The following is an 18537-nucleotide window of genomic DNA, read 5'->3' on the forward strand; positions in this document are numbered from 1 at the left end:
TCGCTGTTACGCGTTATTTCCTATTGCTCACCTGATAGGCGACGAACAGGATCGCCAGCCAGATCACGCCGGCGATCACGGCCACGCGATAGCTGGCGGAGAAGCACATGAGCACCACGACGAGCGCGAGGAACGCAAGCACAACCCACGGGGTGACGCGCGCGAACGGCAGCTTGAAGTGGATCGCGTCGAGCGCCTCCTGACCCGAGAGCCCGGCCAGATCGGTGTCCTCGGGTGCGCCGCCGGCCGCCACCACGCGACGGAACTTCATCTCGGTGATCATGATCATCGTCCAGTTGATGATGCCCGCGATCGTGGCGATCGACATCAGATAGTTGAACGCGAAATCGGGCCATACGAACACGACCACCACGGCGAACGCGGTGATCACGGCCGACGTGAGCACGCCCGCCACCGGCACGCCATGCGCGTTCAAGCGGCCGAGGAACGCGGGGGCGTTGCCCTGCTTGGCCAGCGAGTACAGCATGCGCGAGTTGGCGTACAGGCCGGAGTTGTACACGCTTATCACGGCGGTGAGGCACACGAAGTTCAAGATACCGGCGGCCGCGTGCACGCCCACCGAGTCGAAGATCTGCACGAACGGGCTCGACTTGCCGTCGATCGTGTTCCACGGCACGACCGCCATGATCACGCCCAGCGCGCCGATGTAGAACACGAGGATACGCCAGATGATGTCATTGGTGGCGCGCGGGATCGTGGTCTTCGGATCCTCGGTCTCGCCGGCGGTGATGCCGATGAGTTCGGTGCCGCCGAAGCTGAACATCACGACGACGAGCGCCATCAGCAGGCCCGTCCACGAGCCGTCGGACGCGCGTCCCATCAGGCCGTTCGGCAGGAATCCATCGCCCACGGTGAACCAGTTCGCGAAGCTCGCCTTGACGCCCGAATCGGTCGGCAAGGCGAAGACGATCACGGCGAGGCCGCCGATGATCATCGCGATCACGGCGACGATCTTGATGATGGCGAACCAGAACTCGAACTCGCCGAACTTGGAGACGCCCAGCAGGTTCGCCGCGCAGATCACGACGAGGAACACGGCCGCCGACACCCACGTCGGAATCGCCGGGAACCAGTAGTTGACGAACGAGCCCACCACCGCGAGCTCCACCATGGAGACGAGGATGTAGTTGAACCAGTAGTTCCAGCCGGAGATGAATCCGGCGCGCTTGGACCAGTATCGCGTCGCGTAGTAGCTGAACGCGCCCGCCTTCGGGTCCTCGACGCTCATTTCGGACAGCGCGCGCACGATCATGAAGATCGCGAGGCCGCCGATCAGGTAGGCGAGCAGGATCGCAGGGCCGGCCAGCGCGATCGACTCGCTCGAGCCGTAGAACAGGCCCGTGCCGATCGCGCCGCCCAGCGCGATCAGCTGGATATGGCGGTTCTTCAGCGACTTGCGCAGCGTCGCCGGCACCGGCACGTCGTCGGTCTCGCGCGGCTTGTTGGGCTGTGGCGCGTTTGCAGCGCTCATGGATATTCTCTTTTCTCTCGTGTTATTGTGCGATACCGTCTGGGATTGGGCGGGTGCTGGTGCATCCGTGCGATGCGGCATCATGGACAGCAGTATTGTACGGCTGTCATACTGTGTGACGCGTTTCACAGCCAGAGTCGTAGTCGTTTGCGGAAGTGTTTGTGTATGAGGCATCTGCGATGACGGATAAGTTGTGTGACAGTCCGTTTCGCCCCGTCACGCGCTTGTCCGGCGTTCGCAGGCAGTGTCGGAGCCAGGCTGTTCCGGTTCACCTGTCCGTTGCCCGGCCATATTGGCGGGAATGGACATCGTGAAAATGATGTGCGCCACGGATTCCGGGGTGGCGGCGAGATCGGTTGCGAGCCAGTGTTGGATGAGACCGATACTGCCGGAGACGGCGAACCGCATGCGCATCTGCGCCTCCTGCGGTGTGGCGGCGCCGGTCTGCATCCGCTCGACCATTGATTGTCTGCCGTAAATCAGTTCGAGCAGTTGCTGTTGGAATCCGACGTCCGCCTTCGGACTCATCAGCACTTGCAGATGATTGCGATTGTCGGCGATGTATCGGCACACGCGTTCGATGATGTGTTCGATGCCTGCCGGGTCCGGTTGCTTCATGAGCTGGTCGAGCGCGGCCGTGACCCATGCCATGGTGTCGTCCTCGATATCGTGCAGCAGCTCTTCGATGCTGGAGTAGTGGGCGTAGAACGTGGATCGGTTCACGTCCGCCCGTTCGCACAAGGCTTTGACGGTGATGTCACCGAGCGCCTGATCGCGGAGCAGCTCGATGAGTGCGTCCTGCATCGCGGCTCGGGTATAGCGCGTCCGTCGGCTTTCCGTCAGACCTTTGGCCTCTTTGGCTTCTTTGCCCATGATGTTGCCTTTCTGCTCGATAGTTCAATTCCGGAAAGTTGAGGAAAGTTGATTTCCATGGAATGGCGAGTGCGACTGACGTTGCCGTTCCTGCGTTTCCCGGCTCGTTGTCACGCGAGCGTCGGCTCATTTGGAGGAGCTCGGGAAAGTTGCGGCATGTGGCCGTGCGCCTGATCATGCCCATATGGGGATGTATTGCATGTAGCGAGGCGCTGTCTTCGGATCCAAAGGTTTGATGAGGGTTCTCTCCATAGTGCGTTTGATGAGTTTGGAAATCACTGGCTGTGATTGCTGTCCGAGACCGAATCGATGTCGAAGACTGCTGTTGGTCATATATGCTGATCCAGCGTCTTCATTGATATAGCGAAGGCAGGCGTGCATATAGCAAGCCCATTCCCTGTCGTCCATGGAGATGCTGTTGAACGGGCGCTCCGAGTAAAGCGTAACGCGTGTTCCTGTGTCATATCCTCGGATCCTCGGTGAAGGTAGCTCCATGAGTTCGCAGGACATGGCGATTTTGTCCCAGCCGGTACCGAGCTCTTCGCAGATTTTCATTCGGCGCATGAATGCGGCGGTGTCCTCATTGCGAGAGCGTGGCGGCGCGTCGATGATTCGCATTTGGTCGACCATGAGCGTGCCGGGATTGGTGATCTCCATGCGATGGTCGAAGATCTCGACCATCGGACCCGCTCCGGTCACGGTGAAATCCTGATGGATGAGGGCGTTGGCCACAGCTTCTCGAATGGCCAGTTCGGGGTAGTTCCCATGCTCCTCCCTCAATGACTTGCCGACTATCTCACGGGAGGGTGTCATGGCACTGATCAGTTTGATAAGTCCGTCGAAATCAACGGCGTAGCCGGTGGTGTATTCCTCTTCCTTGCTTGAGCCCATGCGGTTATCGCCGTCGTACCGGATGATCCTGACAGTCTTACGATTCAGCCGTGGGAAATCGGTGAGGTGTTTGGCGAAAAGAAGGGCGCCCATGTTGGAGATGGAATACCTTCCATCGTCCTGTCTGATGACGATCCCCTCCTCTTCAAAGTAGTCCACAATCGCTTGCATGGTTGAAGGATAGGGACGATTGAGATGGTCGAAACAGGATTGGGCGTCAAGTGATGACAGAACCTCTGTTGCGGTTAGATTGTTTTTGGCGATGTCGTTCTCGAACCTGCTGGCGCGTAGGCGATCCCATAGAGCTGTTTGCTTCGATGGCACGTCCCGCAGTTTTTTCGTATAGCTGCCGACTCGGATGTACTCTGTCTTGTTGAATGACACGGGACGGTTCACGGCGCTGCTGATCTTGAGAACAAGCACATGTCGTTGCTCGTCGATTTGGGTGCGTAGAAAATCCAGTTCGGTATTGCCTGACAGTTGTGTGCGCACCTAGTTCTCAATCTCCTGCTGCTTGACGTGCATGGTGCGCCACTCGTTATCGGTGCCGAGTATCTCGTGGGTGGCGTCATCGACGCCCCAGATCAGGTAAGCGAATGGGTGTCCGGCGAGAGCGGCACCGTTTGCCAAGGCGCTTACATCTTCCCCGATCATTTCGGGGGTGTACTTGTTGTGCTTGAACTCCAGCCATTCGGTTTCGGCTGGTTGCTTGGCAAGTTCATTCACCAATAGCGTCAGATTCTCCATACATGCATTATCCTCCATCGGGAAAGTTAGGGAAAGTTACTGATATTGCTGCGGCCGATGGTGAAGACGTTGAAAATCCAATGTTTTATGGTCATTCGCTGAATGGAATCGGGATGGTATCGGGTGTGTGGGCCTGAATGTGATGGCTGAGGAAAGTTAGACGGGCATGGATCGAATGGTTATGACCGGCGTCCGACATTTATCGACTCGACTGTTGGTTGTGGAACCGACACAGTGTTGTTTTACTTGATGATAGCATTCATCAACTCGAAGTCCGGGCCGTGCGTGTATGAGCGGACGGGTGTTTGCGGCGGAGGTGAGCGACATGGCGTACATCGAATTCGACAACGTGGTCAAGGAGTATCCGACGGGCGGCGGGCGGCCGATCCGGGCGCTCGACGGCGCAAGCTTCACCGCCGATCCGGGCGAGCTGACCGTGATCCTCGGCCAGTCGGGCGCTGGCAAGACCACGGCCCTGAACATTCTGGGCGGCATGGACACCGCCACCTCCGGTCGCGTGGTCGTCGGCGGCCGCGACATCACGGACCTCAGGAAACGCGACCTCATCACCTACCGTCGCAACGACATCGGATTCGTGTTCCAGTTCTACAATCTCGTGCCCAATCTGACCGCTCTGGAGAACGTCGAACTGGCGTCGCAGATCTGCCCGGACCATTTCGACCCGGCCGACACGCTGCGCAAGGTCGGGCTGGGGGAGCGGCTTGACAACTTCCCCGCGCAGCTGTCCGGCGGCGAGCAGCAGCGCGTGTCGATCGCCCGCGCGATCGCGAAGAAGCCGAAGCTGCTGCTGTGCGACGAGCCGACCGGCGCGCTCGACTACGAGACCGGCAAGGAGGTGCTCACCCTGCTGCAGGACATCTGCCGCGAGCAGGGGATGACCGTGATGATCATCACCCACAACTCGGCGCTCGCCCCGATGGCGCACAAGGTGATCCACTTCCGTTCGGGCCGCGTGACCGCCGCCGAGGTCAACGAGCATCCGACGCCCATCGCCGACATCGAATGGTGAGAGGAGGCGTGTGATGACCGGACGCGCGTTCGTCAAGGACATGCTGCGCTGCTGGCTGCGCTCGTGGAAGCGATTCGTGTCGATCGCGGTGATCTCGCTGCTCGGCGTGGCCGTGCTCACCGGCATCTACGCGGGATGCCGCGACATGTTCCGCGGCGCCGACCGGTTCTACGATGCGCAGGGTCTGCGTGACATCCAGGTGGTCTCCACGCTCGGGCTGACGTCCGACGACGTCGACGCCCTGCGCGCGGTCGACGGCGTCGAAACCGTGCAGGGCATGCGCAGCCAGGCCGTCAAGGTGCCGATCGACGGCGCCGAGAAGACCGTGACGATCAACGAGATCGCGGGCGGCGGCGCCGGCGGCGGCTCGGGCGATGCCGCGGCTCTCGACCGACCATATCTTGAATCCGGCCGCATGCCCACAAGGGCCGGCGAGGTGGCCGTCACCCGCAAGTTCCTCAAGGACAGCGGCTACAGGATCGGCGACAAACTCACCGTCACCCCGGTCGCCACGGATGATGCCAACACGGATTCCGCTGACGATTCGCCCTCATTCCCCACGCAGCTCACCATCACCGGGCAGGTGCTCGACCTCGCGGACCTGAGCAACCCGGACGGCATCAGCAGCGAGGCGTTCCGCAACAACGCCGCCTCCGACTACGCGTTCTTCGCGCCCTCCGACGGCGTGACCGGCGACGTCTACACCTCGATCAGCCTCACCGTGAGCGGCGCCAAGACCGAGGACACGTTCTCCGACCGCTACGATCGGACCGTCAGAGCCGTCGTCGACCGCATCACCGAGCAGATCCAGTCGCAACGCCAGAAGGCGCGCCGTCAGCAGCTCATCGACGAGGCCCAGCGGAAGATCGACGACGCCCGAGCCAAGGCGAGTCTGCAGCCTGCCGAAGTGCAGGCGCAAATGCAAGCGCAACTGGACCAGCAGCGTGCGCAGGTGCCCGACAAGATCGCGCAGGCACGCTGGTATGTGAGCACACGTTCCGCGATCGGCGGGTTCAGCCAGCTCAAATCCGACGTGAGCTCGATCGAATCGATCGGCCGCGCGTTCCCGGTCGTGTTCCTGACCGTCGCCGTGCTGATGAGCCTGACCGCGATGACCCGCATGGTCGAGGAGGAGCGCGGCCTGATCGGCACCTACGTCGGCCTCGGTTACGGGCCGGCCGCGATCGCCGCCCGCTACGTGCTGTTCGCCGCGCTCGCCTGCCTGATCGGCGGCGGACTGGGACTCGTCGCCGGTTTCATCGGGATTCCCGCGTTCCTGCTTGTCGTGTTGCAGGGCCTGTACACGGTGCCCGGCGTGCGTCTCGAATACGACTGGGTGTACGGATCGGCCGGCATCGCCCTGTTCGTCGTCGGCATCGTCGTCGCGACCATCGTCGCGTGCGCGGGCGAACTGCGCCAGACGCCGGCCGCGCTGATGCGTCCGAAGGCACCGAAGGCCGGCACGCGCGTCCTGCTCGAACGCGTGCGCCCGGTGTGGCGTCGCATGGGATTCCTCAACAAGGTGACCGTGCGCAACATCATGCGATTCAAATCGCGCTTGATCATGACGGTCGGCGGCGTGGCCGGCTGCACCGCGCTGATCGTGTGCGGCCTCGCGATCAACGACAGCGTCGACGCGATCCCGGCGCGCCAGTATCAGGACATCTACCGCTACGACCTGATGGTCGTCACCGATCACGACGATCTCGCCGCCGTCGAGCAGCGACTGCGCGGCGACGGCAAACTCGACGGCGCGATGACGCCCGCACGCATCGACAACGGCGAGATGACCAACGCCGCCGACGAGTCGACCACCGTCCAGCTCGTCGCCGTGCCGGCCGCCGGCGACTTGGGACGGATCGCCGATCTGCGTGTCGTCGCCGACGGCACGATGGGGGACTACCACACTGGTGATGAGATCAAGCTGGGCGATACCGCCGGTACCGGGGCCGCCGCTTCGCCGACCTTCACCGGCTCCGGCGTGATCGTTTCGCGATCCGCCGCGGCCTCGCTCGGCGTCAAGGCCGGTGACGAAATCACCCTGCGCAACGGCGATTCCGAACGCGCCAAGGCGCGCGTCTACGCCGTCAGCGAGTCCGTGATCGGTTCCGACCTGTACATGACCACCGCCTATTACAAGCAGCTGTTCGGCGCGGACGCCGGGGACGACGCGTCCGACACGGTCTCCGACGGCGTCGAACTGAATGCGATCTACGCGAACCTGAAGGATTCGGACGACGACCAGATCGACTATGCCGCCAAGCTCGGCCGCGACGCGAAGGTGCTGAGCGCCGTCAGCAACGCCAAGCTCGAGCGGAGCTTCGAGTTCAAGCTCATGGCCGCGGTCGTCGCCCTGATCGTCGGGCTCGCAGGCGGACTCGCGCTGGTCGTGCTGTTCACGCTCGCCAACACCAACGTGTCCGAACGCGTGCGCGAGATGGCCACGCTCAAGGTGCTCGGCTTCTACGATCGCGAAGTGCACACGTACGTGAACAAGGAGATGATGATCCTGACCCTCGTTGGCATCGTGGTCGGACTGCCTCTGGGGCGCTGGGTCGGAGGTCTGCTGACCGCAGCCCTCAACATGCCCGGCATGTACTTCGAGGTCCACGTGCATCCCGCGAGCTATCTGATCGCCGCCGCAGTGACCCTCGCCTTCGCACTACTGGTCCAGCTCCTCACCAACCCAGTCCTAGACCGCATCGACCCCGCCGTCTCGCTGAAAAGCATCGAATAGCGTAGTAGTAAGTAATGCTGGGTCCGGAGGGCAGGGCGGTTTGCCATGCCGGACACGCTCAAGGCCGCTCGGCCAAGCCTACGGTCCGGCACGGCAAACCGCCCTGCCCTCCTCGTTCATGCAAACGTTACGAAAGAAGCGGAAGAATCGGAATCGCGAAATATACGCTGAAACGTAACGGAATGCCGAAACGGAGCGTGAGGGCGGCGGTCCGCTGTTGCGGACCGTAAAGACTTGGCCCATTGCGCTGCGCGCAATCGTCGCAGCATAGCTGCTCCCCTCGCCTATGGACAGTCCACTGGACTGTCCATTGACGGCTCGGCCCGGAGCGTGTCCACAATAGCGGACCGCCGCCCCCACGCGGCCCCGCTGGAACAACAAAGTTCAATTTTGAGTCGCAAAGCGCAAGAGAAAAATTGAACTCGGATGTGCAAAGTTCACAGAGGCGTTACATGATAATTGAACTGAATGAACTTCTTCGTCCGGTCCGGTGCTACAGTTTGAACCTGCATTGAACACGCGAATCGAGAAGTGAGGTCGGCTGTATGAGCGATGCGAACACGCGTTCGGGCGGCATGAACGGCGTAGGTGGCACGAGCGCAGGCGCGGACGGTGCGACCCTGAAATCCGTCGAGAGCCTCGATGCGAACAATGAGATGGATCGCGGCCTCAACAATCGCCACGTCCAGTTCATCGCCATTGGCGGCACGATCGGCACCGGCCTGTTCCTCGGCTCCGGCAAGTCGATCGCCCTGACCGGACCGAGCATCGTGTTCGTGTACATCGGCGTCGGACTGGTGATGTTCATGCTGATGCGCGCGATCGGCGAGATGATGTACCGCGATCCGAGCCAGCACACGTTCATCAACTTCATCACCCGCTACCTCGGCAACGGCTGGGGCAAGTTCGCCGGATGGTCGTACTGGATCGTGCTCGTGCTCATCGGCATGACCGAGATCACGGCCGTCTCGACGTATTTCATCACGTTCTTCAACACGTTCGGCATCGACCTGAGCGCGTGGAAATGGCTGATCGAGCTGGCGTTCCTCGTCGTGCTCGCCACCATCAACCTGATCGCCGTCAAGGCGTTCGGCGAGGCCGAGTTCTGGTTCTCAATGATCAAGATCACACTGATCTGCGCGATGATCGTCACCGCCGTGGTCATGGTCGTGATCGGCTACCATTACGACTCCGTGCAGATCGTCGGCCAGAGCGCGCCGTCGCCCGCCGGTCATGCGGGTCTCGACAACCTGTTCACGAACTTCTCGATCGCGCCGAACGGCTGGCTGGCGTTCCTGATGAGCTTCCAGATGGTGTTCTTCGCGTATGAGGCGATCGAATTCGTCGGCGTGACGGTGTCGGAGACGCAGAATCCGCGCAAGGTGCTGCCGAAGGCGATCAACGAGATCATCATGCGCATCCTGATCTTCTACGTGGGCGCGCTGGTGGCGATCATGTGCATCGTGCCGTGGACCACGTTCAAACCGAACAAGGACGGCTCGTTCGCCTCCCCGTTCATCATGGTGTTCCAGTACGCGGGATTGAACTGGGCGTCCGCGCTGGTGTTCTTCGTGGTGATCACGGCCGCGTCGTCGTCGTTGAACTCGCTGCTGTACTCGGCCGGCCGTCACCTCTACCAGCTGGCGATCGAGTCGGAGTCGCCGGCGTTCCAGAAGGTAGGCGTCGTCTCGAAGCGTCGCGTGCCGGCGCGTGCGATCCTCGTGTCGGCCGCGCTGGTGCTGCTGTCGCCGGTGATCAACGCGTTCCCGCAGGTGTCGAGCGCGTTCGTGCTGTTCTCGTCCGCCTCGTCCGCGGTGATCATCTTCATCTACATTCTGACGATGGTCGCGCATCGGCGCTACCGCCGTTCGGCCGATTTCATCCCCGACGGCTTCGTGATGCCGGCCTACAAGGTGACGAACACCATTGCGATCGTGTTCTTCGTGTTCATCTATGTGACGCTGTTCCTCGCCTCGGACACGATCGGCTCCGCGATCGCCGGTCTGGTGTGGCTCGCCGTGTTCGGCGGCTACTGCCTGCTGCACGATCATTTCCAGAACCGCGATCTCAAGGCCGCGTTGGGCCGCTGAGTTCGTGGCTCTGGCGGTCGGCCGGGTGCGACTCCGATCTCGTCCGTCAGTGGGTTCCGCTGGCGGGCGATCCGCAATTGTCGGCGTGCTGCGCGCGATATGCGTGAAAGAACTGTGAAGACGCATATGTGACGCAGGGGAGGCCGGGAGTGTTGTGGTCGCGATGCGCGTGTAAAGAGGCGCGCGCACGCGTTGGATCGCCCGCCTGTTCGTGGCATGTCCGCCCGAGATGGCGTTATCGGCGGCATTGCAGTCTTTTTCTGGCGGTGGATCGACGTGTAGCCGATATCTGTATGGCCTTGGGCGTGGTGCTCATCTGCTGGTGGAAGGTCATCGACCGGCTGAATCTGTTCTGATTGCGATGTGTCGGGCTGTCTTCTTCGCATGGGACCGTTCGAACAGCGGTTCCTCGGTGCGGGTCGATGACGACTCGTGTGCGGGATCGCTTCGTCTGAACGCCGGATCGGGGTTCGGGGGACGCATAACGACACATTTCTAGGGAAGGACGTGCGATGAGGCACGAATGGCATACCACTAGGCCGAATGGCCGCGGAATCTGCGGGCCGGGAGCCTCGCGGAGACGGAGAACTTCAGGAACACGGGACACGACAAGGCCGATCTGGCCGGCAAGATCGGCACGGCCGACGCCGACGAAACGCCGTGCACTGGAATCCCTGATGTGCAGGGCGGGGACGTGTCTGACCGTCGCGGTGATGCTGCTGACCGTATTGTCGCCGGCGTCCGTAGCGGCAGCGGCCCCGGTGGCCGTCACCGGGTTCGCCTCGGTCCGCGGCGGTTCCGTCGCCGTTGCCGCGGACAGGGATGCGGCCGACACGACGATCGTCGCCGAAGGCCCGTCGTCCACCACGCTGCCGGATGGCGTGACGTGGGCGGACGTACGCGGCTACATCGACGAGCAGTTCCCCGATTCGGCCGTGTTCGCCGACGCGGTGTACGACGCGATCCGCGACTCCGGTCAGGACTACACGGATGAGCAACTCGAGCACGCACCGCAGGGCGTGCCCGATTCCGCCGCGGACGTGATCTCCTATTTCGGCATCGATGACCCGGACCACACGACGATCACCGTGTCGCGCCCGTTGGAGGACGGTGCGGTGCTGACCGGCGTCACGCTGCTCACGAACGTGGGCGTACTGAAGATCGCCGACACCGGTTCGCACAAGAGCCTGGCGTTCATCGAGGACGCATACGAGCCGGCCGGCGAAGGCGAACTGCCGTACAATACGCCGGAAGGTCCGGCGATCGAGCTGTCTCCGATCAACCTGACCGTGCTGCCGAAACGGCCGTACGAGTACAACCTGACTAGGTCGCGTAGCGGTCAGCATTTCTTTGAAACGACCGCACTCAACAACCTCTCCGTTTCGATGCTGCGCAATCCGAAAGGCAAGGACGCGTCGGTCGTCATCGACACGACGCTTACCGGGCGCGGGGCACCGGTCGACCTGACTCCCATCAGCGCGGCCGGCTCGACGGAATCGACCGAATCACCCGGCAAAACCGTGCATCCGACCGACATCACTCCGACGTTCAAGTATCGAACGGACCCTGAGACCACGCAGCATCCGACCGACCGGGTCTCCACCAAAGACAATACCGTCACGATGTCGATCCCGGCCTGCGGTGATGACGGCGAGTACACCGAGCGACTGGCGTTCAACCGGCTCTACCGCCATTTCGGCGGTACCGTTGAACAAATACAATCCCTCGACTATCACTACCGCACCAGCGTCACCTATTTGAGCGCCGTGCACATCTCCGGAGAGGCGGTGATTCTGGGCGACGTCACGGCGCGCAAGATCGACGCCACCAACCAGCAGCCGCTGCGATACGCGCGATTCCGCCTCTACGAGGACAAGGCCGCCACCAAGCCAGCGCGTCAGGCGGACCTCACCGTGGCCGGCCAGATCCAACGTGACGAGAACGGCGGCATCAGGATGAAGGAGACCGACGTCGCGGACAGTGGCGAGGACGGCGTCGTGCGGTTCGAATACCTTCAGCCGGGCGACTACTACCTCAAGGAGATCGCCCCGCCGGCCGGCTACGACCTGCCCGATCCGAATCCGGTCAAGGTCACGGTCGTCGGCACGGACGGCGACAACGCGATCACCGGCCCGTCGATCACCGGCGGGCAGGGGAGCGAGGCCGAGGTGCTCGTCGACGGCGTCACCGGTCGCGCCGACAACTTCAGGAACGCGTCCAGCTGGTACACCGCCACGAACAACATCACCCGCACCTCCAAACTCGACACGATCCGCGTGGACGACGGCGTGTACGTCAGAAACGGCGGCAAGGCCATCGCGGTCAACGATTTCACGGCGAGCGGAGAGGGTCTCAAGCCGCTCGCCGAGGCTGCCCCGATCGGCGACGACGGCAAGCCGGATCTGTCCGGAGCGTCCGCGGAGGGAAGCGGGTACACGGTCACGTTCGGCGATAAGGGCGACGAATCCGCCACCACGCAACGGTTCGAGACCACCGCCGGAGCGCAGGATGCGATCAACGCGATGATCAAGGGCAGGCAGCTCGGCTGTTCGACCGCCACGATCAGCGTCGACGCGGGATCGCGCGTGTATCATCGTGCGGCCACGGACGCCGATATCGTGACGATCGGGGACCGGCCGCTGCCGGTGTACCTGCGCATCCCCGCCTCCAAAACGCTCGAGGGCGGCGACGAGGCGTTCGAGGACGATCGATTCCGCTTCACCATCGACGGCGCCGACAGTCGCGGCGAGATCCACGAGACGGTCGGGGTCAAGTCGACCGGCACGAAACTGGGCAAGCACTACGGCGTCGTCGACTTCAGCCCGCTGACCTTCGACAAGTCCGGATCATACGAGTTCACCATCACCGAGGAGGTCGACGAATTCGATCTCGGCGTCAGCTACAACCCCGAAGGCGTGTCCTACAAGGTGTACGTCGACGTCGGGCCGAACTGGCTCGGCAAGTTCAAGATGAACGGCGAACCGGCCGATGAATCGGACGGAGACGAGGACGATAAGGAAGACAAGGACGAGGGTGAGACCTCCGACACGCTCAAGTGGTATCAGGGACTGGCCGCCACGGTGCACTACGCCAAGGTGACGTCTGGCGCCGGCGGCAAACCGGTCGTCGGCGAGAAGACCCTGCTCGGCACCTATGACTCCGAGCAGACGAACGTGGCCATCAAGGCGGAAGACGGTTCCATCACCGGGTTCACGCCGAACCCGAAGCGACCGTTCACCGGCCCGCTGATCTTCGTCTTCACGAACGTCGCCAAAACCACCACCCTGCCGAAAACCGGCGCCGGCGGCATCGTCGCCATCGCGGCGGCCGGAGTCACGCTGCTGCTCGTCGGCGCGCTGATCGTCACCCACGCATCGCGTCGCCGCGCTCGCCGATGACGCATGCATCGGCTTGCCATCGGCTCACGGCATCGCACGGCAATCGCATGAATCACATGCATGAATCACATGAGAAACCACATGAGAAACCACATGAGAAACCGCAGAATCACACAGAAAGGAACAACGATGTTCACCAACCACCAACCCACTCGCCGCACGCGTGACGTGCGGGGCGCAGAGGTATCGCCCGATCTCTCCTCCCGGTTCCGGGGAACCCACATATTCGCGTCGCGTACGGTCGCAGCGGTAATCGGCGTGCTCGCGCTGGTCGCAAGCCTATCGGTGACGCCGTCGGCGGCGCTCGCCGCCAGCTCCGGAACGGCTGCCGGCACCTTGCCGGTCGCCTCGACTGGCGCGCCGCTTTCCAAGGATTCGACCGCCGAACTGGTCGTACGCGGCGTCGAAACCGGGTCGACGAGCGTCGCGCATCGGGTCATCGAGCTGAAGCTCGACGCGAACGGCGCATCGCCCGCGGCGCCGCCCTACGCGTGGGCCGAACCGCTGCGCGAGTTCGTGCGCGACTACGACGCGAAGCACGGCGTCGATTTCATCGCGGACGACGATTCGGTCGGCGACGCCTACGCCGGACTGCAGAACGATGAGACGGGCGATCCGACAACCGCGACGGCCGGGCAGATCGCCGATTTCGCCGATCGACTCGCCAGGTTCATCTCTGAGCGGTCGGCCGGATCCAAAGGATCCGAAGGATCCGAGGGGAACGGTCTCGCCGGTCTTGAATCGCACACCGGCGTGACAAGCGCGGTGAGCGGAGGAGACGCGTCCGACGCCGTCGCGACCTTCGCCGGACTGCCGCTCGGCGGTTACCTCGTGATCACGGCCGGCGGCCCGCGCGTCCATCGGCCGGTGATCGCGAACCTCACACCGCAGTACGACGCCGAAAGCAGGCAATGGCTCGTCGCCGAACGGTTCGAGGCGGTGGCCAAGCATTCGTCACCGGGCGTCGACAAGTCGATCAACGAGCAGCGCGACGACGGACACGTGTCGGGCCGTGACGCGAAGGATTCCGGTTCGGACGTCATCGCGATCGGCGACGCCGTCACCTTCGACCTGCGCGCCGACGTGCCGGTCTTCCCGAACAATGCGATGCATCGCGATTTCACGATCGCCGACACGATGTCCGCCGGACTGACGCTCGTTGGGGAGTCGATCGAGGTGCACGGCGTCACGGCATCCGCCGAACCTGCCGGCGATGACGCGGAAACGCGTCTTACCGCCGAACAGTACAGGCTGAGCGTGGGAGCGGATGCGGGCTCCGGGGCCGACGGGCGGACGTACACGTTCCGCATCGACCTGGGCGGCACATACTACGACGGCATCCGCGGCTACGACGCGATCCACATGCGCTACCGGGCGATCGTCAACGATCGCGCCGTCGTCGGCCCGACCGGCAATCCGAACGAGGTGACGTTGGAGTATTCGAACGACCCGTATCACTCCCAGTCGCACGAAACCGACAAGGACCGCGTGACCGCCTTCTCGTACGGTCTCGAAGTCGTCAAGACCAGTGGCGATGGCAAACCGCTCTCCGGCGCGGTCTTCGCGCTCGGAGGCGATGTCGCCGACACGTACGAGGGCGTGGTCCCGCTCACCGAATCCGGACACTATCGCCTGCCGAAGCGTGACGCCGACGGCGGGATCGTCGACGAGGATCAGGGCGCACTCACCCGCGATCTGACGGTCTCCGACTCCGGACAACTGTGGATCTCCGGCCTGCGACCGGGCTCCTACACGCTCACCGAAACGCAGGCTCCCGACGGATACACCATCATCACCCAGCCGATCCCGTTCAGCATCGTCGACACCGCGACCGAAGACGATCGCACCGACGTTGAATTCACCGGCATGGTCGTCGGACAGAAGACCACCGGCTACGCGTACGGGGAGGTACGGAACTATCGCGGCGGGCTCCCGATCACCGGTGCCGCCGGCGTGATCGCATTCGGCGTCATCGGCGTTCTGCTCGCGGGCGGCGGCGTGACGCTGGCTGCGGTGATGCGCCGACGCCGCAGATGAGGCGCCGCGCATGAGACACCGCATGAGCGTGCGATCGCGCGTGCGGCGAGCCCTGCCGTCCGCGATCGCCGCCATGCTGGTCTTCGCCGGGATCGCCCTATGCGCGTACCCGGCGATCGCCGAATCAGCCGCCCGCCGCGATCAGGCGCAGATCATCGCCGGCTACGATCGAGCGTCCCGTTCGGTCTCGGACGAGCGGCGCGAACGCCTGCTCGCCGAAGCCGAACGATACAACGCCGCATTGGCGGGCGACGTTGCGTCGGGTGATGCGGCGGGGGACACTGCGGGCGGTACCGGTGATGGTGGCGCGTCCCAGTCGTCCGCCGCATCCCCGCGCTATGAGGATCTGCTTGATCCGAACGGCGACGAGGTGATGGGCGTGCTCGCGATCCCGGTCATCGACCTGAAACTGCCGGTGTTCCACGGCGTCGGCGATCGCGCGCTCGCAGCCGGAGTCGGCCACGTGCCCGCCAGCGCGCTGCCGATCGGCGGCACGGGCAATCACAGCGTGATCGCCGGGCATCGCGGGCTGCCGTCGGCCGAACTGTTCACGCGTCTCGACGAACTCGAACGCGGCGACGTGTTCACCATCACCGTGCTCGGCGACACGCACACCTACCGCGTCATCGGCATCCGCGTCGTGGACCCGGATGCCGTGGCGGTGGGCGGCGGAACCGTTGGTGGTGGCGGAGTTGCGGGCGGTGGCGGAACTGCGGGCGGTGGCGGAGTTGCGGGCGGCGGCGAGTCCGCGCTGCTTGCGTTGCAACCCGGACTGCTCGCGTCGCAACCCGGACGCGATCTGGTCACGCTCCTCACCTGCACGCCGTATGGCGTCAACACGCATCGACTGCTGGTCACCGGCGAGCGCGACCGCGATCTCGAACGCGCCGGCGTCGACCTGTCCGGTTCCGCGAGATCGCACACGATCCGCATCCCCGCTTCGCCCGATGCCTGGCTGCGCTCCGGCTGGGCGGCGGCGCTTGCCGTTGCGGTCGTGCTCGCCGGCACCGCAGTGTTCCGTGCTATTCGTGTGTTTCGCGTGTCAAGTACCGGGCGTCACCGTGCGGCCGGTGCCGATGTCGGTGCTGGTGCCGGTGCTCCGTGATCGTGTCCATCGCGCGGTCGCACTGTCCATCGCGCGGTGATTGTCCCATGAAGCGGTGTATCTCCCATCGCGCGGTGACGGAAAATGGCGGAATTCCGCCAATGTGCCAAAACGGCTCACCGCTTCATGGGCAAAACACCGCGCGATGGGTGTTGGGAGTGCGTGATGGGTGTGCGGTGGGTGACGGGTGATGGGGTGTTGGGTGACGGGTGATGGGGTGATGGGTGTTGGGTGACGGGGTGTGCGGTGGGTGACGGGTGATGGGGGTGATGAGGGCGTGATAAACGTATAAAAGCGACCTTTCGGTCGCTTTTATACGTGCGTAATTTGTATCTGCGATTGCATCGACTCATGTCATTCGCCGTTGTGTGGCTCAAAGCATACGTCTGTCAGTCGTGGTGTCAGTCATCCGCGATGTCCGATGGTGTTGTGACCCCGGTTTCTTCGATCCTCTTCGACTTGGGTTCGATCCAGCATTCCCGCGCACGGCGTTCGCAGTTCCGCGCGCATCGCCCGTCCATGGGCTGCTCTACTCACGATTCATGCAATATGTGCGATTCGGCCGACCTTTTCGACGTTCACCATTCATGGTTTGTCCCATGTCGTCCGACGTCGTGTCGCGCGTTCAGGAACGCGACGGACGCCCGGCAGGTGTCGCGTATTGCAGTGCTCCGTGGACGAGGGCCGCGGTGTAGTGCATTCCGCACATGCCCGCCTCCTCTGCCTGATGGGTGCAGCCGGCTATGCAGCAAACGTTCCGTTCCATGATCTTCTTCCCTTCCTCGGGTCCTCTTTGAGGGCTTCGGTGCCCTACATGAATCCACTATAGTCTCGGGGTGCCTCCTTGGCCAGTATTTGGACATCTTCTCGCATATTTTGTTACGTATATCACAGGAAACGCGGCAATTGGACCGGTTCGATACTGCCCTTGCGGCGTTTCGCGCTTCGATGCCGCATTTGTCCGACATTTGCTCGTCGTGGTGCGGTTTCGCGTGGCGTGGCGCGTTCGGTGGCCTCGCCTTCGTGCGATGATGGAGTCATGAGCAACGGGGATTCCGCGCTGCGTGGCGCGACGGATTATGCGAACGACGTAGATTTCGCGGGGCATCGCATCCCGCGACTCGGCATGGGCACGATGGCGCTGTCGATCGAGGGGAGACCGGATCGCGATACGGCGATCGCGACGATCCATGCCGGACTTGACGCCGGCGTGCGCTACCTGGACACCGCATGGTCGTACTACCTGCCGAGTGCGCCCGGTGTGGACGGCACCGGTGTGGACGGCGATTTCGGCTACGGCGAGATGCTGGTGCGCGATGCGCTCGCCAGCTGGGACGGGCCGCGCGACGAGGTGCTCGTCGCCACGAAGACCGGATATCGCAGGACGATCGACGTGACTGTGGCATCCGACGGCGTGTCCGATGACGTGTCCGGCGATGGCGCTACGCGAGATGAGTCTGGCGAATCCCGCCAGCGTCTGCAGGCGGCCGGCAGCCGGTACGGCTGGATGGCCGATTCGCGGCCCGAGACGATGATCCGCGACGCGAAGGAGTCCGCGCTGCATCTGGGTGTGGACGCGCTCGACCTGCTGTACTCGCACGGGCCCGATCCAGCCGTGCCGTACGAGGATCAGATCGGTGCGCTCAAGACCCTGCTCGACGAGGGTGTGATCCGCTATGCCGGTATCTCGCGCGTCGACAACACGCAGATCGACGTCGCGCGCGCGATCCTCGGGGATGGACTGATCGCCGTGCAGAACCAGTTCTCGCCGTCCCACCCCGATCCGGAGTCGACGATGGCGCATTGCGCCGAGCTCGGCCTCGACTTCGTGTGCTGGTCGCCGCTCGGCGGGTTCCTCGATCCGTTCGACGCGCGTGCCTACGATCCGTTCCGCGCTGTCGCGGCCGCGCGCGGTGTCTCGTATCAGCGCGTCGTGCTCGCATGGGAGCTGACCCGCTACGATCGACTGTTCACGATTCCGAGCGCGCGCAACCCGCACGAGATCCGCGACTCGTTCGCCGCGGTCGACCTGCGTCTGACCGACGAGGAGATGGCGACGCTGAGGTAGTGTCCGCCACGGATCGCTCTCGATGAGAGTTGTTTACGGTGTGAGATAATCTATGATGGATTGCTCTCG

At 63.3% G+C, this 18537-nt stretch carries 10 protein-coding genes and 1 pseudogene; 7 read left to right on the forward strand and 4 right to left on the reverse strand.

Annotation, left to right across the window (positions count from 1 at the left end):
• Nucleotides 1–13: 13 nt before the first annotated feature.
• The 4 genes and pseudogenes from EMB92_RS09695 to EMB92_RS11730 all read right to left on the reverse strand — a co-directional run bounded on the left by EMB92_RS09695 (nucleotide 14) and on the right by EMB92_RS11730 (nucleotide 4003).
• Nucleotides 14–1492, reverse strand: a complete 1479-nt coding sequence (locus EMB92_RS09695; protein WP_043166759.1) for an amino acid permease — start codon at nucleotides 1490–1492, stop codon at nucleotides 14–16.
• Nucleotides 1493–1786: 294 nt separating this feature from the next.
• Nucleotides 1787–2365: pseudogene (locus EMB92_RS09700) on the reverse strand (TetR/AcrR family transcriptional regulator); the annotation flags it as partial.
• Between the two features lie 174 nt (nucleotides 2366–2539).
• Nucleotides 2540–3748, reverse strand: coding sequence for an ATP-binding protein (locus EMB92_RS09705; RefSeq protein WP_223847687.1), 1209 nt, complete (start codon nucleotides 3746–3748; stop codon nucleotides 2540–2542).
• A complete protein-coding gene (locus EMB92_RS11730) occupies nucleotides 3749–4003 on the reverse strand; it encodes an RNA-binding domain-containing protein (protein WP_223847688.1) in 255 nt (84 codons plus the stop codon).
• 325 nt (nucleotides 4004–4328) lie between these two features.
• On the opposite strand from EMB92_RS11730, the gene EMB92_RS09710 reads away from it, so the two are divergent.
• The 7 genes from EMB92_RS09710 (at nucleotide 4329) to EMB92_RS09755 (ending at nucleotide 18468) form a co-directional block, all read left to right on the forward strand.
• Nucleotides 4329–5033: an ABC transporter ATP-binding protein gene (locus tag EMB92_RS09710; RefSeq protein WP_043166760.1), complete on the forward strand. Its 705-nt coding sequence runs from the start codon at nucleotides 4329–4331 to the stop codon at nucleotides 5031–5033.
• Between the two features lie 13 nt (nucleotides 5034–5046).
• Nucleotides 5047–7770 carry an FtsX-like permease family protein gene (locus EMB92_RS09715; RefSeq protein WP_043166762.1) on the forward strand — a complete coding sequence of 908 codons (2724 nt, stop codon included), beginning with the start codon at nucleotides 5047–5049 and terminating at the stop codon, nucleotides 7768–7770.
• Between the two features lie 545 nt (nucleotides 7771–8315).
• Nucleotides 8316–9860 carry an amino acid permease gene (locus tag EMB92_RS09720; RefSeq protein ID WP_043166764.1) on the forward strand — a complete coding sequence of 515 codons (1545 nt, stop codon included), beginning with the start codon at nucleotides 8316–8318 and terminating at the stop codon, nucleotides 9858–9860.
• Nucleotides 9861–10537: 677 nt separating this feature from the next.
• Nucleotides 10538–13258 (forward strand): SpaA isopeptide-forming pilin-related protein, encoded by a 2721-nt coding sequence (locus tag EMB92_RS09725; protein ID WP_190973646.1) that lies wholly within the window; start codon nucleotides 10538–10540, stop codon nucleotides 13256–13258.
• Nucleotides 13259–13387: 129 nt separating this feature from the next.
• Nucleotides 13388–15295, forward strand: a complete 1908-nt coding sequence (locus tag EMB92_RS09730; RefSeq protein WP_190973647.1) for a SpaH/EbpB family LPXTG-anchored major pilin — start codon at nucleotides 13388–13390, stop codon at nucleotides 15293–15295.
• A 22-nt stretch (nucleotides 15296–15317) separates the two neighbouring features.
• Complete coding sequence (locus EMB92_RS11535; RefSeq protein ID WP_190973648.1) at nucleotides 15318–16400, forward strand: class C sortase; 1083 nt, start codon at nucleotides 15318–15320, stop codon at nucleotides 16398–16400.
• 1039 nt (nucleotides 16401–17439) lie between these two features.
• Nucleotides 17440–18468, forward strand: a complete 1029-nt coding sequence (locus EMB92_RS09755; RefSeq protein ID WP_150394719.1) for an aldo/keto reductase — start codon at nucleotides 17440–17442, stop codon at nucleotides 18466–18468.
• Nucleotides 18469–18537 lie beyond the last annotated feature (69 nt).

The sequence above is a fragment of the Bifidobacterium callitrichos genome (assembly GCF_008698085.1).
GTDB classification, from domain to species: domain Bacteria; phylum Actinomycetota; class Actinomycetes; order Actinomycetales; family Bifidobacteriaceae; genus Bifidobacterium; species Bifidobacterium callitrichos.